Origin of the sequence: Azospirillum brasilense (assembly GCF_001315015.1) — a bacterium.
Classification (GTDB): Bacteria; Pseudomonadota; Alphaproteobacteria; order Azospirillales; family Azospirillaceae; genus Azospirillum; species Azospirillum brasilense.
This window is the reverse complement of record NZ_CP012914.1, coordinates 2,903,469-2,926,261: the sequence shown is the minus strand read 5'-3', so window position 1 is coordinate 2,926,261 and position 22,793 is coordinate 2,903,469. Positions and strand designations below refer to the sequence as shown.

The 22,793-nt window shown below is 64.1% G+C and carries 20 protein-coding genes and 6 pseudogenes; 12 read left to right on the top strand and 14 right to left on the bottom strand.

Translation table 11 applies throughout. The features are described 5' to 3' along the window. Window positions 1–8 precede the first annotated feature (8 nt). The 3 genes from yhhB to AMK58_RS13530 all read left to right on the top strand — a co-directional run bounded on the left by yhhB (window position 9) and on the right by AMK58_RS13530 (window position 3,607). Window positions 9–2,129, top strand: a complete 2,121-nt coding sequence (gene yhhB, locus AMK58_RS13540; protein ID WP_051141062.1) for a cyclophane-forming radical SAM/SPASM peptide maturase YhhB — start codon at window positions 9–11, stop codon at window positions 2,127–2,129. A 4-nt stretch (window positions 2,130–2,133) separates the two neighbouring features. Continuing rightward, on the top strand, window positions 2,134–3,153 hold the full coding sequence (locus AMK58_RS13535) for a hypothetical protein (protein WP_035683870.1): 1,020 nt from the start codon (window positions 2,134–2,136) through the stop codon (window positions 3,151–3,153). 85 nt (window positions 3,154–3,238) lie between these two features. Further along, window positions 3,239–3,607 (top strand): GNAT family N-acetyltransferase, encoded by a 369-nt coding sequence (locus AMK58_RS13530; protein WP_104675502.1) that lies wholly within the window; start codon window positions 3,239–3,241, stop codon window positions 3,605–3,607. 535 nt (window positions 3,608–4,142) lie between these two features. On the opposite strand, the gene AMK58_RS30890 is transcribed toward AMK58_RS13530, so the two are convergent. Beyond that, window positions 4,143–4,418 carry a hypothetical protein gene (locus AMK58_RS30890; protein ID WP_167555882.1) on the bottom strand — a complete coding sequence of 92 codons (276 nt, stop codon included), beginning with the start codon at window positions 4,416–4,418 and terminating at the stop codon, window positions 4,143–4,145. Window positions 4,419–4,433: 15 nt separating this feature from the next. Between AMK58_RS30890 and AMK58_RS30455 the strand changes: the two are divergent. From AMK58_RS30455 to AMK58_RS13495, 6 genes and pseudogenes are all read left to right on the top strand, one after another. Beyond that, window positions 4,434–4,988, top strand: a pseudogene (locus AMK58_RS30455) (IS66 family transposase); the annotation flags it as partial. Between the two features lie 374 nt (window positions 4,989–5,362). After that, entirely contained in the window at window positions 5,363–6,601 is a 1,239-nt protein-coding gene (locus tag AMK58_RS13515) for a caspase family protein (protein ID WP_035683824.1), read from the top strand. 47 nt (window positions 6,602–6,648) lie between these two features. Then, entirely contained in the window at window positions 6,649–7,884 is a 1,236-nt protein-coding gene (locus AMK58_RS13510; RefSeq protein WP_146206575.1) for a hypothetical protein, read from the top strand. Next, window positions 7,871–8,125: a hypothetical protein gene (locus AMK58_RS13505; protein ID WP_035683827.1), complete on the top strand. Its 255-nt coding sequence runs from the start codon at window positions 7,871–7,873 to the stop codon at window positions 8,123–8,125. Before AMK58_RS13510 ends, AMK58_RS13505 begins: the two co-directional genes overlap by 14 nt. A gap of 136 nt (window positions 8,126–8,261) precedes the next feature. Next, window positions 8,262–9,023 carry a peptidoglycan-binding protein gene (locus tag AMK58_RS13500; protein ID WP_051141064.1) on the top strand — a complete coding sequence of 254 codons (762 nt, stop codon included), beginning with the start codon at window positions 8,262–8,264 and terminating at the stop codon, window positions 9,021–9,023. 110 nt (window positions 9,024–9,133) lie between these two features. Beyond that, window positions 9,134–9,553 carry a hypothetical protein gene (locus AMK58_RS13495; protein ID WP_143265685.1) on the top strand — a complete coding sequence of 140 codons (420 nt, stop codon included), beginning with the start codon at window positions 9,134–9,136 and terminating at the stop codon, window positions 9,551–9,553. Between the two features lie 290 nt (window positions 9,554–9,843). Here the strand turns inward: AMK58_RS13495 and AMK58_RS31955 are convergent, their stop codons facing one another. The 5 genes and pseudogenes from AMK58_RS31955 to istB (AMK58_RS13475) all read right to left on the bottom strand — a co-directional run. After that, window positions 9,844–10,257 (bottom strand): hypothetical protein, encoded by a 414-nt coding sequence (locus AMK58_RS31955; protein ID WP_404801061.1) that lies wholly within the window; start codon window positions 10,255–10,257, stop codon window positions 9,844–9,846. Window positions 10,258–10,294: 37 nt separating this feature from the next. Continuing rightward, window positions 10,295–10,594 (bottom strand): annotated as a pseudogene (locus AMK58_RS31950) (transposase); the annotation flags it as partial. Window positions 10,595–11,005: 411 nt separating this feature from the next. Continuing rightward, window positions 11,006–11,404, bottom strand: a complete 399-nt coding sequence (locus tag AMK58_RS13485; RefSeq protein ID WP_079292163.1) for a hypothetical protein — start codon at window positions 11,402–11,404, stop codon at window positions 11,006–11,008. Then, entirely contained in the window at window positions 11,404–12,399 is a 996-nt protein-coding gene (locus AMK58_RS30450) for a hypothetical protein (RefSeq protein ID WP_137165143.1), read from the bottom strand. Before AMK58_RS30450 ends, AMK58_RS13485 begins: the two co-directional genes overlap by 1 nt. A gap of 330 nt (window positions 12,400–12,729) precedes the next feature. Next, window positions 12,730–13,251 (bottom strand): annotated as a pseudogene (istB, locus tag AMK58_RS13475) (IS21-like element ISAzs30 family helper ATPase IstB); the annotation flags it as partial. 303 nt (window positions 13,252–13,554) lie between these two features. Between istB (AMK58_RS13475) and AMK58_RS30445 the strand changes: the two are divergent. Continuing rightward, window positions 13,555–13,731, top strand: coding sequence for a hypothetical protein (locus tag AMK58_RS30445; protein WP_155903813.1), 177 nt, complete (start codon window positions 13,555–13,557; stop codon window positions 13,729–13,731). A 143-nt stretch (window positions 13,732–13,874) separates the two neighbouring features. Here AMK58_RS30445 and istB (AMK58_RS13470) read toward each other — a convergent pair whose 3' ends face one another. Both istB (AMK58_RS13470) and istA (AMK58_RS13465) read right to left on the bottom strand, forming a co-directional pair. Continuing rightward, window positions 13,875–14,660 carry an IS21-like element helper ATPase IstB gene (istB, locus tag AMK58_RS13470; RefSeq protein ID WP_035683955.1) on the bottom strand — a complete coding sequence of 262 codons (786 nt, stop codon included), beginning with the start codon at window positions 14,658–14,660 and terminating at the stop codon, window positions 13,875–13,877. Next, window positions 14,660–15,964, bottom strand: coding sequence for an IS21 family transposase (gene istA / locus AMK58_RS13465; protein ID WP_035683957.1), 1,305 nt, complete (start codon window positions 15,962–15,964; stop codon window positions 14,660–14,662). Before istA (AMK58_RS13465) ends, istB (AMK58_RS13470) begins: the two co-directional genes overlap by 1 nt. Window positions 15,965–16,054: 90 nt before the next feature. Between istA (AMK58_RS13465) and AMK58_RS13460 the strand changes: the two genes are divergently transcribed. Continuing rightward, window positions 16,055–18,004, top strand: coding sequence for a recombinase family protein (locus tag AMK58_RS13460; RefSeq protein ID WP_079285688.1), 1,950 nt, complete (start codon window positions 16,055–16,057; stop codon window positions 18,002–18,004). A gap of 31 nt (window positions 18,005–18,035) precedes the next feature. On the opposite strand, the pseudogene istB (AMK58_RS29515) reads toward AMK58_RS13460, so the two are convergent. Then, window positions 18,036–18,390, bottom strand: a pseudogene (gene istB, locus AMK58_RS29515) (IS21-like element ISAzs30 family helper ATPase IstB); the annotation flags it as partial. Then, complete coding sequence (gene istA, locus AMK58_RS13450) at window positions 18,390–19,673, bottom strand: IS21 family transposase (protein ID WP_059398991.1); 1,284 nt, start codon at window positions 19,671–19,673, stop codon at window positions 18,390–18,392. The pseudogene istB (AMK58_RS29515) and the gene istA (AMK58_RS13450), both read right to left, overlap by 1 nt. 192 nt (window positions 19,674–19,865) lie before the next feature. On the opposite strand from istA (AMK58_RS13450), the pseudogene AMK58_RS30440 reads away from it, so the two are divergent. Further along, window positions 19,866–20,075: pseudogene (locus AMK58_RS30440) on the top strand (IS630 family transposase); the annotation flags it as partial. Here AMK58_RS30440 and tnpA read toward each other — a convergent pair. From tnpA to AMK58_RS13435, 4 genes and pseudogenes are all read right to left on the bottom strand, one after another. Beyond that, window positions 20,059–20,493 (bottom strand): IS66-like element accessory protein TnpA, encoded by a 435-nt coding sequence (gene tnpA, locus AMK58_RS13445; RefSeq protein WP_059398990.1) that lies wholly within the window; start codon window positions 20,491–20,493, stop codon window positions 20,059–20,061. The pseudogene AMK58_RS30440 and the gene tnpA sit on opposite strands and share 17 nt — an antisense overlap. A 217-nt stretch (window positions 20,494–20,710) precedes the next feature. Continuing rightward, window positions 20,711–20,971: pseudogene (locus tag AMK58_RS13440) on the bottom strand (helix-turn-helix domain-containing protein); the annotation flags it as partial. Between the two features lie 95 nt (window positions 20,972–21,066). Continuing rightward, window positions 21,067–21,558 carry a 30S ribosomal protein S5 gene (gene rpsE, locus AMK58_RS29510; protein WP_196813272.1) on the bottom strand — a complete coding sequence of 164 codons (492 nt, stop codon included), beginning with the start codon at window positions 21,556–21,558 and terminating at the stop codon, window positions 21,067–21,069. A 127-nt stretch (window positions 21,559–21,685) separates the two neighbouring features. Further along, a complete protein-coding gene (locus AMK58_RS13435; protein WP_137165142.1) occupies window positions 21,686–22,792 on the bottom strand; it encodes a hypothetical protein in 1,107 nt (368 codons plus the stop codon). Window position 22,793 lies beyond the last annotated feature (1 nt).

Below are 22,793 nucleotides of genomic sequence, written 5' to 3'. Positions count from 1 at the left end.
AGCAAGTCATGGAGGCGGCGCGCATATCGAGTTTTCTCGTGAAAATCGCATCCAGATGTAATCTGGATTGCGATTATTGCTACATGTACCACCACGCCGATCAAGCCTGGCGCGATATGCCCCGCTTCCTGTCGCCGTCGCATCAGACGGCCTTTGCCAATCGCTTGGTCGAATACCTTGGTGAGCGCGCCATCAATCGGGTCGCCGTGATTTTTCATGGAGGCGAGCCGCTGCTGGCGGGGGCCGAAGAACTCGCCGCCTTTGCACGGCTGCTGCGACAAACGGTCGGGGAGCGCGCGCAGATCGATGTCGGGCTCCAGACCAACGGTCTGTTGCTCACCGACGAGGCGTTGGATTTGCTGGAAGAGGAGACAATTTCGGTTTCGCTTAGCCTCGACGGTCCTCGTGACGTCAACGACCGTCACCGGCTAACCCGGCGGGGCGGATCGAGCTTTGACGGTGCCTACGCCGCGTTGGAACGTCTTTGCGCAAGACCAAGCCTCTTCGCTGGGGTCATTGCCGTCGTCGATCCGGAGGTCCCGCCCTCCAAAATCTTGGAATTTTTCGACCGTCATTCGCCACCGAAGCTCGACTTCCTATTGCCCGACGCCAACCATGTACGGCCTCCGCCTGGGCGCGACGCGGATGCCGACCTTTACCTGCGGTGGCTCGTCGAGGCGTTTGATCTGTGGTTCGATCGGTACGCCCACCTACCATTGCGCCTCTTTGAAGCGCTTCTCGACGCTGTAGCTGGGCTGCCCTCGGGGACCGACGCGTTTGGCTTTGGCGACGTCAGCCTCATCACCATTGAAACGGACGGTACGTACCACGATCTCGATGTGCTGAAGGTGACCGCCGAAGGCGCCACCAAGCTTGTCGGGTCGTTGGACGACACACCCATCGGGTTGGCCGCCGGCTCACCCCAGATGCAGCGGCATCGCCGGCTCCTGTGCCCCGATGGTCTGGCGCCGAAATGCCGCTCCTGTCCTGAGGTCGACGTGTGTGGTGGCGGGTCTGTGCCACACCGATACGCCGCCGATGGCTTTGCCCAGCCGACTGTCTACTGCCGTGAGATGCTGGGACTGATCCGCCACGTCCGCCGGCGCCTTGCCCAGACCGTTGTGCCGGCTGCCCCCCCGCTCGTGCGAACAGCCGGCACGGAGATTGATCTTGCCGCGTTTGAAAGAGCCGAGACGGGGCGGGCTGTCATGGAACACCTGTGGAACCTAGCCCGATCGGAGTGGACCGGTGGCCTCACCGAAGCGTTCACGTCAATGGGGGTGGAGGCAAGCGGGCTCAGCACGCATCGCTTGGCGGACCTCGCCTGCTGCCCAGGCACTGTGGCGTGGCAAGGAGCCGTGCGGAGGTTCGAGCGCTACGGTGCCGCCCAGGCGGTGGACGGCAGCCCCGTGCAACTGGACCCCGACTACGGCCGCTATCTTCTGGACCGGGGCGGTTCCGGCGAGGCGCTTCCCGGCTCTTTGCGGTTCGGGGCCAACGACCCTTGGCTGCGCCTGCCGTTTGGAGGCAGCGTCGAGTTTGAGGGTGCCGACGTCGTGGAGAGCGCCCGGGCCACGTTCTCGGAGGCGATGGCGATCGTCGAGGCTTGGCGACCGGCACTCGCCGCCGAAATGCGGGCCGTTTGTCCGGACGTGCAGGTGATCCGGGACCCCAGCGCGCATCCGGATAAGATTGTTTCGTTCAGTGACAACGCCGTGCCTGGGGCGCTCTTCGTGTCGGTGCGGACCAGCTCCGGGTTGATCTCCGCGCACGACTTGGCCGATTCCCTCGTCCATGAACACCGGCACCAGAAACTCTATCTGCTGGAACGGCTGCAGCCGATCGTCGAGCCGACCAAGCGGCTCATCGTGTCGCCCTGGCGCGAGGACCTCCGCCCACCGAGCGGGCTATTTCACGCCGTGTTCGTGTTCGTCGAGTTGCGCCGGTTGTGGATGCATGTGCGCGAGACGTCCACCGGTGATCTAGCGTCCCGCGCTGCGGGCACCATTTCCGAAACGGATCGGAGGCTTGGCGAAGGCATAGCAACGCTTCGCGACTGCCCGCTCACCGGTTTCGGTCGGACTCTGCTGGATATCCTTGAGGGCGAGGCCGCCCTGGCGGCGTGCTGACGTCATGGCGATCACGGTCGCCCGGCACATGCTCCCCGAAGACGCCGAACAACGGCGGCAAGCGCTTCGGTCGTATTTTGGCGACAAGGAGGCCGCCGCAGCCTTAGGCGCGCAAGGCTGGAACCTCACGCTCGACTGGTCCAGCGAGGCCGACTGGTATGTCGACCCACAGCTTGAGCATGGCCTGCGGTGGTGGGGGCGAGGGGCCGTGCCGGATATCCAGGCCATACCGCTGGAGCACCGGTGCGAGTCGGGCATTGCTCTATCACTCTTTGACACGTGGACGCTGCACGCCTGGAGTGACTGGCTCCAACGGCACGGGGGCTGCCGCGAGGCCTTGATCCTTCATGTGGACGATCACTTGGATTTGGGCAGCCCAAGGCTTGTCGTCGGCAGCGATGGTTGGACCGATGCCATCACGGGCGCACGCTTCGACCTGCGGGAGCCCAGCACCGTGACCGCGGCGATCGAAAGCGGTGCGGTTTCCATGGGCACCTTCTTAACCCCCATGGTTCACGCGGTGGAGCGGATCGAGATCAGGCACCTGCGCCCTCCCCACCGTGGGCGGGACACCGTGACCAGACGGCTGCTTCCAACGACCGAGGTGGACGCACTTCTGTCGCCCGGCGGTTTGCGCCCCGCGGTCGCGATGGCCTCCTTGGGCGCGATGGAGGCGGGGCAAGGAGAAAAAGTCTATCGGGCCACATGCGCGGTTGATGAATGGCTGCGCGACGCGCCGCAATGGCCGGTGCTTCTTCATATCGACATGGACTTCTTCTGCAACCGCTTCGACGGCGACAGCGACTGGACGGAGGCTCCGGACCGGCACGACACGCCGTTGTCCGGTGTTCTCGCGGGCATTGATGAGCTCTTCGCCACGCTGCATGCGTCCGACGTTGTGGACCGGCTGGAAGGCGTGGCGGTCGGCGTCTCACCAGGGTTCTTTCCGGCGGAGTTCTGGGAGACAGCGTGGAACCGAATTGTCGGCAATGTGGCTGCGCGGGGCTCATTCCATGGCCAGTAAAACCCAAGGGGCACCCCGCCGAACGGCGGCTGGCCGGAAGTCCCCTCATCCAAAGTCAAGCCCTCCGTCGCACGCACAAGATCCCGTGCCAGCGGACACGGTTGCGCTGGTTGCCGGAAAAGGGTCCAAAAGCAGTGGCGGTGGACCCGGCGGATCCTACTGGCACATCCACGTCGGCGAACAGCGCGCGGGCAAAATCTTCATCAACGTCATCGACGAGTCGCCCTTGGGGCAGCACGCTTCCATTCAGATCTTCCTGAATCAGCGCAGCCAAGGGCGCCGCATCGGGCGCGTTGCTTACCGCTTGGCGTGCGAAGCGTGTGGTTATGACACGGTCTACGCCCATATGCGCAAATCGAATGTGGCCTCACGGCGAGCCGCCGAAGAGGCCGGGTTCGTGGCTGATGAGACGCCCGGGCACACGCAACTGGTCATGGTCTGGCGGCGTGGATGAGAGTGGCGGCGGTACGCCCCTTGCCATGGGCACACCGGCGCGCGGCGCTGCCCCGCTGGTTGCCGCCGTCATTTGTCGTCGATTGGCGCTTGCTGGATACCAGGGTGAAGCGGGTCGCCCGAACCGTGCTTCGTAGCCCATTGGATGTGACCAAGTTCGTGGCTTGGGCGCGCCGCCAAGGGTTTTACGCCGTACCCGACAGCGGAGGCTTCTGTGTGATTTCCCGCACCGCGGCGTTGGCGCGCATGGCCGCCGACGTGGACCGCCAAACTACCCCTCATGCTGCCCATTTTGGCAGGATCCTAGGCTATCCTCCCTGTTGCTGCCGGGCCGCCGCTCAAGTCGGCGAAAGCCGGATCGATGAATGGGCTGCTCGGGCGTCCTCACGATCCCGGATCGGGGATTACGCACTCACAGACCCATCTGGTTACACGAGCGGTCGCGCCGCCATCAGCCACGTCCCATGCTCGCCAACGTGTAGGCCTTCGTTGCGGCTTGCAAAGCTCGTGACCCGGCGTTCCCGCGTCATAACCAATCATGACCGAACCTTTTTCCCTGTTCCCGAAACCTGATTCGGAACCGCTCCTCGCTCATCTAAGCTCGTTTCAAAGGAAAGCCGGCCGGTGCCACGAGCTTTTGACAACCCGAGATAGCGACACAGAGCTTCCAGCCAGCGGCCATCAGTCTCCCGCCAAACGTAGCTAAGCGCCTCCGCAAGATGGGTTCGCGCCACACAGGGTGCCGCGGCCATCATCGCCAGGGTGCCGGCGACGGACAGGATGGCCGCCTTCCATCTGGCATCCAGTTTCATCCGCCGCTCCGCCTTCCGAGCGGCCACCTGAAGGATTTCCACGGGGCGTTGCAGGCCGACGGCTACGCCGGGTTCAAAGGCCTGTACGAACCGGGCCCCGACGGGCGGGCCCGCATCACCGAGGTGGCCTGCATGGCCCATGGCCGTCGCAAGTTCCACGACGTGGCGGTCTCGGCCAAGGGCAAGGCGCCGATCGCGGCCGAGGCGCTGCGGCGGATCGGCGAGCTGTATGCGGTGGAAGCCAAGATCGCCGGCCAGGCTGCCGACGAGCGCCGACGCGTGCGTCAGGCCGAGGCCGCCCCGAAAATGGCCGTGTTGAAGGCATAGCTGGAGGACACGCTGGGGCGGGTCGACGGCAAGTCGGACACCGCCAAGGCAGTGCGCTACCTGCTCAACCGCTGGACGGCGCTGACCCGTTATCTGGAGGATGGCCGCCTGGAGATCGACAACAACGCCGTCGAACGGGCGCTGCGGGCTGTCGCCAATCACAAGATCAACCGCATCGACGAGCTGCTGCCCTGGAACTGGACCAAGGCCGCCGATGTCACCGGAAACGCCGACGCCGCGTAGCTCGGCGGACGTTTACGCTCGTCCAGGCGGCGGCGCATGGTGGAGCCCGAGACGCGCCCGTCCGGGGTCTTCAACTCCCGCCATTGGACACCCTACGAGGTTATCAAAAGAAAACGCACCGTACTGTCACACGGACGAGCTGTCGTGTGCTTGCACTTTTCGTGGAAACACACAATGGTATGTCGATGTTGTCCGGTGAATACTTATGTATGCGCACCGCGATCACCACGTCCTCGTTGGATTAATCCAAGAATACACATTTACTCATTTTCCCACTACTGATGATAAGCCAATGAATATTACAATGAACCACGCAGCATTTCTTGCGCTTCCAGAATTTCCTAGGCAATCCACGTGTTGGAGACGGCACAGCCATGCCTAACGACTCGTCCGACGGCCTCATTTTCGACGATCGCCCGCACAACAGCAGGCCAGGGCTGCACGCCCTCTTGATTGGCGTCAGCGGTTATCCTTATCTATCCGGTGGTCCACGGAACCGCGGTCCGGCGTACGGGCTCGGCCAACTGTCCGCGCCGGCGCGCACCGTGAAGGACATCGCCGGCTGGCTGATTGCGCGGAAGGACAAGCTGACCGCCCCGCTCAAGACATGCCGTCTTCTCGCCTCGCCATCCAGCCTGGAAAGACACGCCGACCAGCCGATTACCGGCGTGCCTCCCCTGGCCGAGGTGGCCCCTGCAACCCTCGACACCGTGCTGAGCGCGGCAGCTGCTTGGCGAACCGATGCGTCGGTTCACCCGCAGGATGTGACCCTGTTCTATTTCGCCGGCCACGGCATTCAGCGCAGCCGTGGCGACTCCGTGCTGTTGCTCGAAGATTTTCTCGGCGGCCGGACCCTGCTCGACCGCGCCATAAACGTGAACAACATCTACAATGGCATGGCCAATTTTCTGGCTTACCCGAACACCGCACGGACTCAATTCTTCTTTGTTGATGCGTGTCGCGCCGATATCCGGCAGTTGCGCGAGTTTGTCACTCCGGAAACCACCGCCGTGTTCGACGTCGAACTCGGCGGCGTGGATGATCGGGTGGCACCGATTTTCTTCGCCGCGGCCGCGGGCCATGAAACGTACGGCATCCGGGGAGAGCAAACTCTGTTCGGTCGGGATTTTCTGAACTGCCTGAACGGCAAAGCAGGCGACCGTGTGCTCATCGGCGATCAAAAGCAATGGGTGGTGAACATTGGCACGCTCGCCCGCTCGCTCAATTATTTAACCGAACACGACAACCAAAAACACGGCATCCCCTACCGCTCGTTCAATATCGACAAATACACGACGCTCAATACTGCTATTCACTATCTAGACCAGGCGCCGCTTGTTGAGTGTGAATTTTTTATCGAGCCGGACGTAGCGTCACGGATTGCGCGCATCCGCTGCCTGGATGCACGGCAAAAATCGGCCCACCGCTTCCGCTTTCCCGTTAAACCCAATCCCTACACCTTCGAAATTCCGGCGGGGGGCTACACCATCGAAGCAGGCGTGGCCAAAAGACGGCCGAAGGGCTTGCCCAGCTACAGCGAGCCCGACCCCGACATCATCACGGTAACACCGCCGACCTTTCACTACGCACTCCGGTATCGAGAACGGTCATGACCCACAACGCCACACAAGCCCCGGCTGGGTGGGAGCAGATACGGTCCTTGCCCATCGAAATCCGGGAGAATGACCTCACTCTTGTGCAACGATGCACGGTCGGAACAGTGGCCGACGCGGTCGCGCAGCTCGGCACAGGCGACTACCTGCTGACCGTGCTCCTCCCCTTTGGGACGCAGATCACCCAGAGGATCTCGGTAACCAACGGCGGTGGCATCGACTTTGCTGCCCTGTGTCGGCGCGTCGCCCTGCATCCGAGCGTTGCGGACCTGCTGAACAACATCATGGGCAATCGCCTCGTCAACCGGATGGCGGACTGGGCATCCTGGGCCTTTGGCGCTCCGTCCGCCACTGTGGCCACTGCGTCCAAGCCGCTAAACCTTGAACAGATGGGAGCCGTGGCAGGCGACGCGACCGCGAAGGTTCGGCTGTACAACGGCGTTGCCTTTGGCGGTCTGCATCGGGCGACAGCCGACACGATGGACGTGCAGTACGGCCAAGGCGCACTTCACGTTTTCGGCACGAACACTCCGCAAGCTGCCACCATCCAAATCCTTCAACCCAACCGCACGCCCATCAACGTCGTCGTTCCCCCGGGGGCAGTCGCCTCGGTGAGCCTGGACGACCGGCGCAGCGCAGCGGCAGCGCGGGTGACGCTCACGCTGGGGGTTGGCATTGTGGATGAAATGGTGCGCCTTCGCACGGACAGCCGTCTGCAGGACATCGTGACGGTGGTCGCCAGCCTCTCGCGTGACGACATCGACCGCTATATCGCCCAACACACCGGCGCCGCGGTGGCGACCACCTATGCCCTGCTGCGGACCGCCCCGGCGAGCCTCGTGGACGCAGCGATCGCCGCGCTCGACGCGCGGCCCGTGCGCTTTGCCGATGTGGCGCTCATTCGCGCCGAACGCGCCGCGCGGGACGGTCGTTACGCGGACGCGCTGCTCGGCTTTGTGGCGGCCGCGGACCGCGGGCTGCCGATGTTCAGCTACGGTATGAATTACCTCATCGATCGGCTGCGCTTTTACGCCATGACCGGGCACAGCACCGCCCAAGGGCGCGCGCTGAATCTTCCCGCGTCCGACCTCGCGACAGCCAGCAGCGCGCTTGAGCGCTACCAGCGCTTCGCCCTTTTTACCGACTTCGACGAGGCCGTCCTGACCTACACCGGCCTCGACCCAGAAGCCCCCGACAACGAGACGCTCGCGCCGTCAGACTTCTCGACAAGCGACGGCATGGCGTTAACCCCAGGAGAGGAGACACCCCATGGCACAGAGTGAGGCATCGTTCACCATCACACAAGAGCAACTTAAGGGCTTGGAAGATGCCATTCGCAATGCCCCCATCGAGGGAATGGGACCCAAGGAAAACTTTTGCACCGTGTGGCCCAGCGCCAAGGGAGGCCTCGAGGCGCTACGCATGATCCTAAGCTTTGTGCCCGGGGTCAGCGTCATCGCCGGACCGGCGATCAGCATCGTCATTGCCGCCGGAGACGCGGCCAAATCGGCGCTGTGCAAGTGACAACGTGAATCGGGTGACGGGGAGACAGGCCACGCGCCGGCTCCCCGTCACCCGTAACCCCACGCCACCGGCTGGGTGGCTGCGGAGACACGGCATCGTACGCGCGGCACCGACACGGACCTTAGGGAGCACGCCGATGGCCATCACCGATCTGATAGAAATACCGCCGATCATCAACGACCATCTTACAAACGCACGGCAGACCACGATGCTGGCGCTGTTGGGGAGCCCCCGGGGCTTCTACGATCAGGAATGCCGCGACGTCACCAACCCCAACTTGGCCTTGCTCATCATCTTTGAGAAGGTTGGGCCGCTCAAGGTTCGTGGCTTGGCCCCCGCCGTGGCGTCGTTGCGCGTCATCTTCGAGGCGATCGCCGCACGCGAGCCGGACGTCTATGCGGGTCTCGGGCACGCCGGCATGCTGTGCGTGCGCCATGTGCGCGGCTCCAGCACGTCGATCAGCAACCATTCCTGGGGCACCGCCATCGATCTGACCTTGAATGGTGTCCTCGACCGGCGTGGCGACGGCTTGGTCCAAGCGGGGCTCGCCCGCATCGCGCCGATTTTCAACGAGCATGGTTGGTATTGGGGGGCGGGGTTCCGAACCGAGGATGCCATGCACTTTGAATGCAGCGATGACCTGATTCGTCAGTGGCATGCTGACGGGCAACTGGGCACCGGGAGAGCGGCGCCGCTAGTGGTGCTGAGCCTTGGGGACCGTGGCCCCGAAGTCCGCCGCCTGCAAGCGCGGCTGAATCGCCTTGGTGAGAAGCTCGTCGAGGATGGGGAGTTTGGCCGTGCGACGCACGCCGCCGTGATGGCGTTCCAGGCAGCCGAGGGCCTCGCCGTCGATGGCGTTGTCGGTCTGCAAACCCTGGCCACGCTTGATCTGGCGTGATCCGCTGCCGTCGGCATGTGAGTGGGCTGCTTGTGTGGCTGCTGACCACGACCGGCAGCCACGCTGCCTCCAGCCGGTACACGCCGATTGGAACGGCGGACTGCCACACGGTGGCCGATCCGCTGGCCATGGCCTACGCCTCGCGCGATCTCGGCGTGAGGGAATGTCCGGCCGTACCCGGCGTTCGCCTCTTTTTGGTCTCGTCCGATGCCAATTCCTGGTTCGACATCCTGCACGACGGGCTCCACTGGTCCGCCGAGCAAGCCGTTGCCTATAACCAGCCGTTCGGCCATTTCCCCAACGTTGGCGGTGCGGATGCTGTGGAATGGCGCTTCGGGGCGGACGGAGCCGTGACCGCGCTGATCTTTCGCATCGTGGCACAGGTTCCCGATGAGCCCGATCGCCTGCGGTCACGCCTCGTCGCCGTGCGTCTTGGCGCGTCCGGCATTTGTTTGCTCGGAACGGCAACGTCCAACGATGCGGCCCGTGCGATGGCCGACACCTCGCGAGGCTGTGACGCCCAACCATGACCCCGTTGTGCCGCGCCCCTCCCTCACGTGGGAGTGCAGCACAGGCTTCGTTCCGGACCGCGCTCTTCCGGCTTCTTTTCGCGGCGATCAAGGCGGTCAACGACACGCCCACATCACGGGCCTCGATCGCACAGCGTTTCCAACGATCTAATGGCAGAGGGTTCCGTGGTCCAACGGTCAAACCGAGGGGCAGATTACCAAGCTGAAGTTAGTGAAGCGGCAGATGTATGGCCGCGGCAAGCTCGACATCCTTCAGGCCCGCGTCATCGGCACCGGATGAAGTCGCACCATCAAATCTGCGACAGAGCCCTTATTCCATGCCGATTCACATCGGTGACGGTGAAACGCCGGATCAGGCGGAACCGACGGTCGATGGTGATGTGCGACTTGTAGCCGAAGGCCGGGATCAGCAGCCCCTCCACGAGGCGCGCCTCGGACCCGTCGAGTGTCGGTCCCGGCTTCGCCTTGACCCGCCCTCGTTTCACTGTCCAGCGCGCCTGCGTATCCTTCTGGCGAGCCTTGGCCGGCGGCCAGGGTGGGTCTTCGCCGTCATGGATCTGGCGCTTCTCTTCCCGGCTCAGACGTTGCTTGGGCGCTTCCACGATGGAGGCGTCGATGATCTGGCCGCCCAGCGCGAAGTAGCCACGCTCCTTCAATGCCGTGTCGAAGCGGGCGAACAGCCCCTCCATCGCCCCCGCCGTCACCAGCGCCTCGCGGAACAGCCAGATCGTCGTGCGGTACCCGGTCGCCCAGCCCCAGCCCGAGGAACCTCATGAACGATAGCCGGTCGCGCACCTGATACTCCGCCTGCTCGTCCGATAGCCCGTACAGCGCCTGCAGCACCAGGATCTTGAACATCATCACCGCGTCCAGCGGCGGCCGGCCGCCCCGGGAGCGATCCTTGCGTCCCAGGGCTACGTCCAGCGTCAGGCGAAACACTTCGAAGTCCACCACCGACAACAGCCGTTCCAGTGGATCCCCGCTCTTGCTCAGTTCCGCGTAGCGGTCCTGAAGATCGAACAGCCCAGCTTGATCGGCCATGTCCCGTCCTCCGTCGTCCTCAAGTCAAGGGAATCACCAGAACGTCGGCAACGCTACGGTTTTTCGAGGCGTCCAACCGGCCGCCGGACCGGAGGGACACGGGAGGTGCGGAGCGTCGCGGTGCCGTGTGGGAAACTGTAGCCGTTGGGGGACGGGAGCATCGTGCCCGTCCGGGCGCCGCCGCGCTTGGCCTTTCCAGCGGGAGGAGGGCGCCACCTTTGACGCAAGCGCAGAAGCGGTGCCTTCCTAAGAATGGGCAGAGATGCGGGATGCACGCGCGATCCCTTCTATGAGCGTCAGGCTCAGTCACGCAAATATCAAATGAGGGAAAAAGAGCTCGACGCAAAGGCGTGGGCGTATGGGCCCCGCTTTTCCGTAGGTTTATCTAGTAATTCTCGTAATTATAACTGATCAAGCCAGCGCTATTATTCGAGCTATGATGGACAGCAAGGACGCAATAGTGTCTATAATCTTTACTGCATCCTCCAATTTTTCACGTTCCCGCTTTAAATTGCTGATAGCAGCAGAAAGGTCTTCGTCGTTTTCCTCGAGGCTCTCTGCTAGCTTGTCAAACGCCTTCTGGGCCATAGCATCAACCAGAAGGCTCAAATCTCTCCGCATTTTGACGAATCTCTGTCGCGCTTGGCTGCTCTGCACCTCCATGAATTCCTGAGTACGTCCAGAATATAGTCGGGCGACTTCTACTTGCAATTGCTTGAGGTATGACATGAATTGCTCCTCGGTCGGAGCAGGAAGTTGCTCTGTGAACGTGACATCGTCCAGAGTGTTTGGTTTTCTATTCTTTGCCATCACAGCCTCCCTACAAGCGGCTCAACTGCGTCTAGAACCATTGCTGTATCAGCCAGAGCCTGCTCGAGCAGTGCACGCGCATCCCCACCGGCAACCAGCGCCTCGTAGCTTCCCCGCAAGCTCTTAAGGGCGCGCCTAGCTGCTGCTGTGCTGGCAGCTTGGTCAGTTTCGAGCAACAGCGCGCGTCGGTTCTCCACCCATCGGTCGCCCTGCTGTGCAACTTCGCCTCGGCGAACTGGTACCGAGACCAGCCTGTCGAAGCGGCGTTCGAAGAGGCGCAGCTGTTCAGATTCAGCCTGCTTCTCCAGGTACGCCAGAGTCTTGTCTTCAATGGCCATCTCGCGCCGGATCAGCTCCTGATTGCGGTCGAGTTCATTGCGGAGTTCGGCCCTCTGTACGGCCTCGGTGACGGCACGGGCAATGGGGTCGAGAGCAGCTGTTTGGCCCGGAACCGCTCGGTCTAGTGCTGTTCCGACGGCTTTAAGGCTGTCGGCCACTCGCCCCGCTGCAGCGCCCGCTGCCTGGGGGGCATCGCTGGTCGCCAACTTGCCCAGCTGATTGAAATACTCTCCGAAAAGCTGAGCGTGTGTGATGAGGCGCGATATCACAATAACCCTAGCTATATCTGCGCATTGCCGGGCGGCAAAGTCCGTCGGGGTCGAGTTCGCTCCAGCTGCAGGCGCCTGTTGACGGCATGAATCAATGCCGAATTGAGTGGGCTCACCTCGTTGGGAGCGCCGGCCTTCCTGTCTGCTGTCCAAGTTAAGCAGTGCCATGTCGGCCAAGTACTCTTCGGAACGAGCGTCGATATAGGTGCGGCGATAGTCGCTGAGAGCCGCCTCCATAGCCTGTGCATACCCGGCTCCAACCTGACTGAGTTGGTTATATTGTTCCGTACCCGCACACCCAGATAGGACGAAAAGAGTTGCCGCTACGGCCCTAACACGATGTTGGAATTTACAACGAAAAGAGATTTTGGTCGAGTGCTTCTCCATCTTCAGAACTCCGAATGGTCGCACACCTCGACATCTTACACAATATAGATGCGATACAAAATAGCACAATACGATTACCACAATAATCAATTACCAAACAACAAAAGAAATATAAATACCATATCCCGCAGAATTAGTCTGCATACCATCGTGTGCATGATGTAAACTGGAAGGCGCATACATTATAATTGCAGATATTCTACGCGGGCACTCATAATAGCAAGTCCTGCGGATTACGAATCATGCAGCGATTCCCGGAGGACCGCTGTAAAGGCCGAATGAAGTTTCCTCAGAACGGTCGGTTGAAAAATCCCCAGATGGTTTGAAGGGCTATGGATTGGCTTCGGTGTCGGCGCTCCTCGCTTTTGGTGGCCGGCCTCGGCGCCGTGGAGCCAGCGGTGGGGCAGTGAGCGGCCTGCTGCGGTTGTTGTCCGGCATCAGTTCGGCGTGGCGGCGCAGGCGGTAGCTGGCGCCTTCGATCTGCACCACCACGGCATGGTGCAGCAGGCGGTCCAGCAGGGCGGAAGCGACGACAGTGCCGCCGAAGACATCGCCCCATTCGGAAAAGCCGCGGTTGGAGGTCAGGATCATGGCGCCGCGTTCATAGCGGGCGTTGACGAGCTGGAAGAACAGGTTGCCGCCGCCGGGGATCACCGGCAGGTAGCCGATCTCGTCGACGATCAGCAGCTGTGGCCGACATAGGAAGCGCAGACGCTCCCGCAAGGTCCCCTCGCGCTCGGCCTTGGCCAGCGAGCTCACGATGTCGGCCAGTGTGGCGAAGTAGACCGAGCGGCCGGCCTTGACGGCCTCCACCCCCAGAGCGAGGGCCAGGTGCGTCTTGCCGCAGCCGGGCGAGGCAGCGACATACTGCCCGATATCAGGGCCAGGACGTAACGATCCACTACCCTTTTCATCCCCGGTGCGGCGAACGTGTCGGCGTCGTCCGGCGTCACCGCTTGCGCGGTATCATCGTGCTGGTGGTCGAGCAGCCGGACGGCACGGTGACCCACGTGCCGGAATGGATGACCGCGCCGGCGGCCGGCAACGCCAGCCTTTGTGACGCCCCCCGGTTCCCGTTGGGGGTTCTCCAGGAGTTGCGCCTGACCACCGACGCCGCCCTGTCGTTGCTCCGCGAGCGACGCAACGGAGGGCGGCATGAGACACCCCAGAGCGACCGTGCAACCAGACCTGTTTACGCCGACGCAGCCGACGACCGTCCTCCCGCGGGAGGTGGCGCAACGGCTGCTGCCGCTTTTGGAACAGCTCCTGCTGGAGGTGCTGGCGAGCGAAACCCCGACGGCGGAGGCGAACGATGAGCAAGATCACGCCTGATCACCTCGCGCGCCATGCTTACGTCTACGTCCGCCAGTCCAGTCCGGAGCAGCTCCTGCACAACCATGAGAGCCGCCGCCTGTCAAACGACATCCCGAACTGCCCCCCTGGCGACACGAGGAACTGCCCCCCGGTTGCACCGCTCAGGCGGTGGTCGGTTGAGGCGCCGCAGCGGGCTTCTGCAGAAGCCCGCTGCGGCGCTTTTCGCGAAGCCGGTAGCTGTCGCCTCGGATGGTGACGACGTGGCTGTGGTGGAGCAACCGGTCGAGGATCGCGGTGGCCACGACCGGATCGCCGAAGACGCTGCCCCATTCCCCCACGGCCCGATTGGAGGTCACCAGCATCGCCCCCTTCTCGTAGCGCCGGCTGACGAGCTGGAAGAACAGGTGGGCGGCGTCCGGCTCGAAGGGCAGGTAGCCCAGCTCATCGACGATCAGCAGCTTGGGCTTGGTGTAGTGCAGCAGCTTTTCCTCCAGCCGGCCATCGGCATGGGCCTTGGCGAGCTGGGCCACCAGGGTCGTCGCCGGGCTGAACAGCACCGAGTAGCCGGCGACGATCGCCTCCCGCCCGATGGCCACCGCCAGATGCGTCTTGCCCACCCCCGGCGGGCCGAGAAACAGCACGGCCTCGCCGTTGGCGATGAAGCGTCCCGACGCGATCTCCCGGATCTGCGCCTTGTCGAGCGACGGCTGGGCGGCGAAGTCGAAGCCGGCCAGCTCGCGCACGAAGGGGAAGCGGGCCAGCCCGAAGCCCATGTCGATGCGGCGCTGGTCGCGCCGGGCGATCTCCCGCTCGCAGAACAGCGCCAGGGACTCGCGGATCGTCAGCTCCCGCCGCCCGGCCTCGTCGATCAGGCTGTCGAGCTGGTCGCGCAAGGCCGTCAGCTTCAGCCGGTTCAGCATGGCGATCAGATGGTCGTGCTCGCTCATCAGAAGCCTCCTCCGGCCACGGCCTCGTATTCGGCCAGCGGACGCAACAGCGCCGGCACAGCCGCCACCGCGCCGCCGCCCTCGGGGCGGGCGACGCGAACAGGCCGGCCGTCCGCTCCGGCGACGCCGGCCAGATGGGCGTCCTGCATCGAGCGCCCATGCCGCCCCTTCAGTTCGGCATGCACCGCCACCTCGCGGCCGGCATGGAGAACCCGCAGCGTGCCGGCCTCCACCATCACCCGGACCCGCTCGCCGATCAGCCGCCAGGGCACCGAGTAGGCGTTGCCGTCCACCTCCACCGCGCAGTCCGTGCCGACCCGGCGAACCAGGTCGCGCGCCGTGGTGAAGGGGGGAATGCCGGCCAGCGGCTTCAGCGCTTGGGCCTCCTCCCGCCGGAAGCGCTCGATCGGCGCTTCGCCGGTCGTGCCGTGACACCGCTGATCGGCGATGTCCCGTGTCCAGGCCTCCAGGTGCGCCTCCAGTTCCGCCCAGGTCGCGAAGGAGCGGCCGGCGATGGCGTTGCGCTTGACGTAGCCGACGCCGCGCTCGTCCTTGCCCTTGGTGCGCGCCCGGTACGGCGCGCAGGCCCGCACCCGGAAGCCCCAGTGCCGGGCAAAGGCGTGCAGGCGCGGGTGCAGCACCACCTCCCGGCTGGCCGGATCGTGATGCAGGACCAGCGCCCGCGCGTTGTCGAGCAGGACCTCCTCGGGCACACCGCCGAAGGCCCGGAAAGCGCTTTCCAGACCATCGAACCAGCTGTCCTGCTTCTCGTGCCCGTAGGCCCGAACATGCAGCCGGCGGGAAAAGCCCAGCGTCGCCACGAACAGGAACACCACCGTCGCCACCCCGCCGATCTCGACGCGCCGGACGCCGAAGTCGATCTGCATCTGCTCGCCCGGCCGCGTCTCGAAGCGCACCGTCGCCTGCGCCTGGGCGACCAGTTCCCGGCGCAGCGGTGCCACCGCCCGCTCCACTGTCCGCAGGCTGACTGCGATCCCCTTCTCCCGCGCCAACTCCTGCCGGATCACGTCGGCGTTCCCGGCATGCCGGTGGAAGCGCTCGGCCAGCCAGGCCCCATGATCATCCAGCCGCTTCGACCGCGACGGCGACGCGCACGGCCGCCAGCCGCCAAGACCCAGCCACCGCTTCACCGTGTGCTTCGAGCAGCCAAGTTCCGCCGCGATCCGCTTCGCTCCCCAGCCCAGCGCCTTCAGCTTCAGCATCGCCGACACGTCATCCGGCGCCTTCATCACGTCCCTCCGCGGTTCAATGCCCCGCGGAAAAGCCTCGTTCAAGCTCACCATCCCTCAAGTCCCCTTCTCTCAAGGGGGGCAATTCCTCATGGCGTCAGGGGGGCAGTTTGATGTGTCGCCTGACACCGCCGGCAATACGGGCTGGTCGACCGCGCCCGCCAGCTCGGCTGGTCCGAGGTGGTCGTCATCGACGACGACCTCGGCCGTTCCGGCGGCGGGATCGCCCGCCCCGGGTTCGAGCGGTTGCTGGGGGCGATCTGCGAAGGGCGGGTCGGCATCGTGCTGGCGATCGAGGCGTCGCGGCTCGCCCGCAACGGTCGGGACTGGCACACGCTGCTGGAGTTTTGCGGCTTGGTGGGGTGCTTGCTGGCCGATGAGGACGGGGTTTATGACGCGAAATTGCCCAACGACCGGCTTCTCCTGGGCATGAAGGGCACGATGAGCGAGATGGAACTGTCCATCCTGCGTCAACGCTCCCTGGAGGCCCTGCGCCAGAAGGCGCGCCGCGGCGAACTGTTCTTCACCGTGGCGGTCGGCTACATCAAGATCCGTCACGACCGCATCGCCATGGACCCGGACCTGCGGGTGCGTGAGGCGCTCGCCCTGGTGTTCCGCAAGTTCGCCGAGTTCCAGAGCATCCGGCAGGTTCACCTCTGGCTGCGTCAGGAACGGATCCGGCTGCCGGCCGTCGAGCGGACCGCCGAGGGACCGCGCGTCGTATGGAAGCTGCCGGTCTACAACACCCCCCATCACCTGCTGACCAACCCGATCTATGGCGGGGCCTACGCGTTCGGCCGCACCGGCAGCCGGGTCGGCGTGCAGGATGGGCGCAAACGGGTGGTTCGCGGCTTCCGCCGCGCGCAGGCGGAGTGGGAGGTGTTGATCCCCGAGCATCACGAGGGCTACATCTCGTGGGCGGAGTTCGGGAGGAACCAGGCCCTGATCGCCGACAACGCCAACAGCAAGGGGATGATGACCCGCGGCTCGGTGCGCCGCGGCGACGCGCTGCTGGCCGGGCTGCTGCGCTGCGGACACTGCGGGCGACGGCTGCACGTGGCCTACAGCGGCACGGACGGATACTGCGTGCGCTACGACTGTTGCGGCGCGCACCTCAATCACGGAACCGAGCGCTGCATCTCGTTCGGCGGGTTGCGGGTCGATGCCGCGGTGGCGGCGGAAGCCCTGCGGTTCCTGGCCCCGTTGGGGATCGAGGCGGCGCTGCGGGCGATCGACGCACGCGAGGCCGACGGTTCCGAGACGCGGCGGCAGGCGGAACTCGCCCTGGCTCAAGCGCGCTACGAGGCCGAGCTGGCGCGCCGCCAGTATGACGCGGTCGATCCCGACTATCGCCTCGTGGCAGCCGAACTGGAACGCCGGTGGAACGGCCGGCTGGTGGAAGTCCATCGCCTGGAGGAACGCTTGGCGGCGTTGCAGACCGGCCAGAGCGCAACTCCCACGGCCGAGGAGCGGACCCGCCTGATGGCGCTGGGGGCTGACATCGAGACGCTTTGGCATCACCCCGGCGCGACGGCGGAGACGCGCAAACGCATCTTACGGACCGTCATCGCGGAGATCGTGGCCAAGGTGGTCGATGACACGATCCAACTGGTGATCCATTGGCAGGGCGGCGATCACACCCGTCTGGCGGTGCCGAAGAACCGGAGCGGCAAGCACCGCTGGCGGACCGACGCCGACACCGGCGATCTCATTCGGGCTCTGGCCCGGCAGCAGACGGACGGCGGCATCGCCGCAATCCTGAACCGGGCCGGCAAGCGCACCGGCAAAGGCAACAGTTGGACCGAGGCGCGGGTGCGCAGCTTCCGCAATGCCCATGGTGTCGCGGTGTACCGGGAGGGCGAGATCGCCGAGCGGGGTGAGGTGACCCTGGAGCAGGCGGCCGACCGGCTGAAGGTCAGCAAAATGACCGTGCTGCGGCTGATCGCCGGCGGAACCATCCAGGCAAGCCAAGCGTGCAAAGGGGCGCCATGGGCAATTCCGGAAACCCAGCTGGCCGGGCTCGAACCGCTCCGCCTGTCGGCACGCCGTCCGGTAACAGACAATCCGGATCAGCAGGCCTTTGATTTTCAATGACGTAGCGAGGTGGGCATCATGACGCGGGAACGGGCTGGCCGAGGAAATGGACCACCTCGTGCCGGTCGACGAAGTCGAGCTGCGCCAAGGTCATGATTCGATCGCGATCGAGCGAGGGCTGGAAGGAGAAGTCGAAGCCGGTGAGCGTCTTGATGGAGAGAAGCCGGCCCATCTTCAGGGCCGCCTTGATGCGGCGTCCCTCGCGCAACGTCAGTTCCTCGCCCAGCAGGGCGTCGATGGCCTCCAAGGGCGGAGAGTTCGCCGCGTTCCAACCGGCGCAGGATGTGCTCCAGCGCTTCCAAGGGGCGCGGCATCTTCAGCCCAACCAGATATTGGCGAATGCGGTCGAGGGTGGCGGGGCCGGCTTCCAGCGACGTGGTGCTCATCACGGGCTCCCCGGCTGGTTGGCCAAGTGGCGGCCGATGGTGTCGTAGATGGCCAGCGAGCGAGGGGTGACGGTGCCGCCCTGCAGCGGTGGCGCCGGGGGCGTGGCGACCTCCCTGGGCGTCTGGCTGTTGGGCGGTGGAGGTTGGGTCCGATGGCCGGTGGCAATGCGCCGCTGGCCTCGTCCTTCCAGCGCCGGGTGAGATGCGACGGCTATGCCGTCCTCCAGGATGGTGACGGTGCCGGCGGTGACCTGCACCTCCACCGTCCGCCGGCGGGTGCAATCCGGCACGGAGTAAAGGTTGCCGCCGACCGACACCATGCCGTCGCGGGTGACACGGCGCTCCAGGGCCAGCACGCTGTTGAAGGGTCCGGCCGGCAGCGGCTTGAGGTGGGGACGCTCCTCGGCGAAATGCTCGGCGACGATGCGCTGGGTGGTGGCGTGCCGGCGGCGGTTGGCGAGCGGATCCAGCCACTGGGTGAACTGGATGTTCAGGTCCTCGGGATTGCGGAAGCTGCGGGCCAGGAAGAAGTCCTCGCGCACATAGCGGAAGGGCCGTTCGACTTTGCCCTTGGTCTTGGCGCGGTACGGCTTGCAGGCCTTCGGCAGGAAACCGTAGTGGCTGGCCAGGGAGAAGAGCTTGGGGTTGTAGGCAATGCCTTGGGTCGGCTGATCGGGGTCTTCGATCTCGCCCAACACGGCGGTTTTCATGCGGTCATAGAGGATCTGTTCCGGCACGCCGCCGAAGCTGTCGAAGGCGGCGATGTGGCAGCGGAGCACGGTTTGCAGGTCCTGGCGGGCCACGAAGCGGGCCCACATCATGCGGCTGTGGCCGAGCACCATGGAGAACAGCCAGACGATCCGTTCCACCTCGGGCTCGTCGGTGAAGGTCGTCTTGAAGAAGGCGAAATCGACCTGGGCCTGCTTGCCGGGCGGTGTCTCGAAGCGGCGCTCGAAGGACGGTGATGGGGTGGGACGCATGGCGCGAACCACGGCTTTCAGGATGGTGTAGCCGCCGGTGTAACCGCGCTCCTTGAGTTCCCGCAGCAGTCGCTGGGCGCTGAGATCGGGAAATGCCTGCAGGCGTTCGCGCAGATAGGGCTCGAAGGGTGTGAGCAGCGTCGGCCGAGTTGGCCGAGGGGTGTAAGCGGGCGCCTCCAATCCGCGGGCGATGTATTTGCGGATGGTCTTGCGATCCAGGCCGGTGCGGCGTGCGATCGCCGACACCGACAGGCCCTCGCGGGCGAGATCGAGAATCATGACGAGTTCCCCAAGTCTGACCACCTGCGCCCTCCCTCCGCCTCGGAGGGTGATCATGGGCGACGGGCGGCCGCAGGGCTCCGGGGCGTACGCCCCGGAGCCCTGCCGTTGCGTTAGCCTGGGGAATTTTCAGCCGCCCGTTCCGGGGAGTATCCAATCGGCACTGACAACCGCGCCGCGTGATTCACCGGAGAGGCCACGGCGACGAGGTCCACGATGGCTGTTCTGGTTCCGCTGCGCAGCGATTACGACGCCGCCGCCCTGCGTCGGCTTGCCCGTTCCTCTCACGATCCCGGCCAAGTTCGCCGGCTGCTCGCCCTGGCGACGATCTACGACGGAGAACCGCGCTCGACCGTGGCGGGGGGCGGCGGGGTCAGCTCGCAGACGGTGCGCGACTGGGTGCTGCGCTTCAACGATGCGGGACCGGTGTCAACATCAGCTGAAACGTGACCCAGTTGATGGTGTAGTCATCAACTGAACTTTGACCCACACGCAGGCGTGCCCCGCTGGGCAGGATGACCTCGAGGATCGCCGGGCTCGTGGCTGGCGCGGCCGGAAGCGGCAATGGCCCTGATGACTCCGCGACCGGCGGTTCGGTTACGGTCGGCTCCGGCGTGATGGTCACCGCGACGAAGCTGGACGGTTCGGCCATGGCGGTCCTGCTGGCCTGCATCAGCCCTCGCCAGCGATACAGCAGGCTTTCGTGCACGCCCAGCCGGCGGGCCACCTCCGTCACCACCACGCCGGGGCGGAACGCCTCCTCGACCATCCGTACCTTTTCCGCCGGCGTGCAGGTCCGCCGCCGCTCCGTTCCCGTCAAAACCTCGACCCGCTGATAAGCCATGACGTTTGCAACTCGTTTGCGTCCGCGCGATGACGCGCCGCGCAAACCTCAGACGCCGACCCCTAACTTGCCAAGGCGGCACTTACCGGAGGCGTACCCTCGACGCGCTGGATAGTCATGGGCACTGCCATAGGGATAGCCATAGGGACAGGCCGGATGATTCACCTTCCGTCCCCGTTCACAAGGCGGTCCTCGGCGAAGGGGTACCTTGCTCGCCCTCGCTCAGCCATTCCGGCCGGCCGGGCAACGGACGATCATAAAGCCCGGCCACGCCTTCGGCGTTGTAGCGCACCACGGCGTCGGGCAGGGCTTGGCGGTCCATGCCGGCCAACCGCGCCGCTTCCGCCCGGCTCACCCCGTCGAGCGCATGGGCGATGGCGAACATCCGGGCCGCCACCCGCCCTTTGCTCTCCCGCCGCGCCAGGGCACGCAAATCGCTGGCGCTCAGGTCTTCCCGGATCGACAACGCCGCTGGCATGCGCTCCTCCCCATTGCAATGGGGAATTGAATCACGGATTGCCGGCCTTGGGAATCCCCATCAGTGAGTCAGCGGTTCCGCTCGCCGGTATGATTTCAACGCTGACTAATCGCACGGTGTCCGAGCATATCGCTGACGCGACGACCTCGGCGGGCGGCGACTGAACGAGGGCTGTCCACTTGGCTCAACGCATCGAGAGTCGCCTTAATCAGGTTTTGGGGATTAGCGGATCCAATTGACTTAGCCACGATGTCGGTCACCCCAAGCGCCTTGAAAATGGCCCGCATCGGACCGCCCGATATAATTCCAGTACCGACCGGAGCTGAGCGAAGGATAACCTTACCTGCCCCGAAGTGGCCGTTGACGTCATGATACAGAGTGCGTCCGTCGCGTAGAGGCACCCGAATCATGCTGCGTTTAGCTTGATCAGTCGCTTTGTGGATTGCCTCGGGGATCTCACGCGCTTTGCCAGAACCGAAGCCAACGCGGCCCTTTCCATCGCCGACAACGACGAATGCAGCAAAGTTAAATCGACGGCCACCCTTCACCACTTTGGCGACGCGATTAACTCCGATAAGTTCTTCAATTAGCTCGCGCTCACCGGCGTCCGAACCACGGCGCGCCTCTTTTTCATGCGTGACTGTCTTCTGTTCGCGGCTAAATCTCCGAACAGTATTTCCTTCTTCCGGGAAGGCGGTCACCGGCTGAAGATGCTCATTTTTTTTTTGCTACCGACGTCGCTTGCGCGACCGGGTCCAGGGGGCTTCGTCCATGGAAGGTGGTGAAAGGAACTTCCCACACCATTGCGTCACAAAGGCGTCGCAGCCATTCAAACATCCCGTCAAGTTCCGGTGGGTACTGGTCCTCCGCCTCCAGATCATCACGAATGAAGGAGGAAAGGCCCATCACCTGCCGAACCGTCTCGCTGCAGATTGGCATCGACTCTTTGAGGTGAGTCAGTGCCTCCAACAGACGCTTTCCAAAACCGCTCAAGGAATTGGCGCGACTGAAATCAACGAGCCAGTGAAGCGCATATAGGTCTGGTGTGGTAAGAGGATCATCGGGTTTAAGAGCGGCTTTGAAGACTTCAATCATCTGAGCTGACATGCCCCCACGGATCGCGATATGAGCCAATGCAATCCGGTCGATCACCGACAAGGCTTCATTCCTACGCAAAGTCTCCGTGGCCGCTTTGACGAGGCGTTCGCCCACCAGGTCCGCGCTGTTGTTAAGGTCGGTCCGCAAGAACCCGAGGAACGCTTCTGCAAGTCTTTCCGTTGTTGTGGCTAGCGCCAGCCGATCTAGCCCCAGAATTTCTCGCGGGGCGGCGTACAAATCGCCTGCCAGAGGGAAATGTATCTCCAGGGCACGCTTGCTGGGTGGCAACCTCGCATAAAGCGATGGACAATCTTTTCCCTCACTGAACTCTAAGATCATCGCTCGCTCATTTTCGAGCAGAAGCGTATAACCGCGCCTTCTTGCTTTTCTTGGTGAAACCTGTTGGAATGTTGCGCGCTCCTCGACTTTCCAGAGGGCAACCTGAGGCAATCGCGGTCTCTCCGGCCATGTCTGCGAGGAACCGTGCGCCAATAACTCGGAAAAAAGACGAAAGCGGTCCCGTGCGTCCGGGGGTTCGGGGATTTCAATGCTGCCCGTCGCCACAGCACCATCGGGAGCTGCAACCTGCACATACGTCGGACCAGAGGGAAGTTCCTCCAACTCCCTTGGAAGGTCGGGAGATACGACGAAGTTTCCCACCTTCCCGTTCCAGGAGGAAAAGCGGCCGGCCAGAATGGGATTGCGCAGATCAGCAATAGCCATG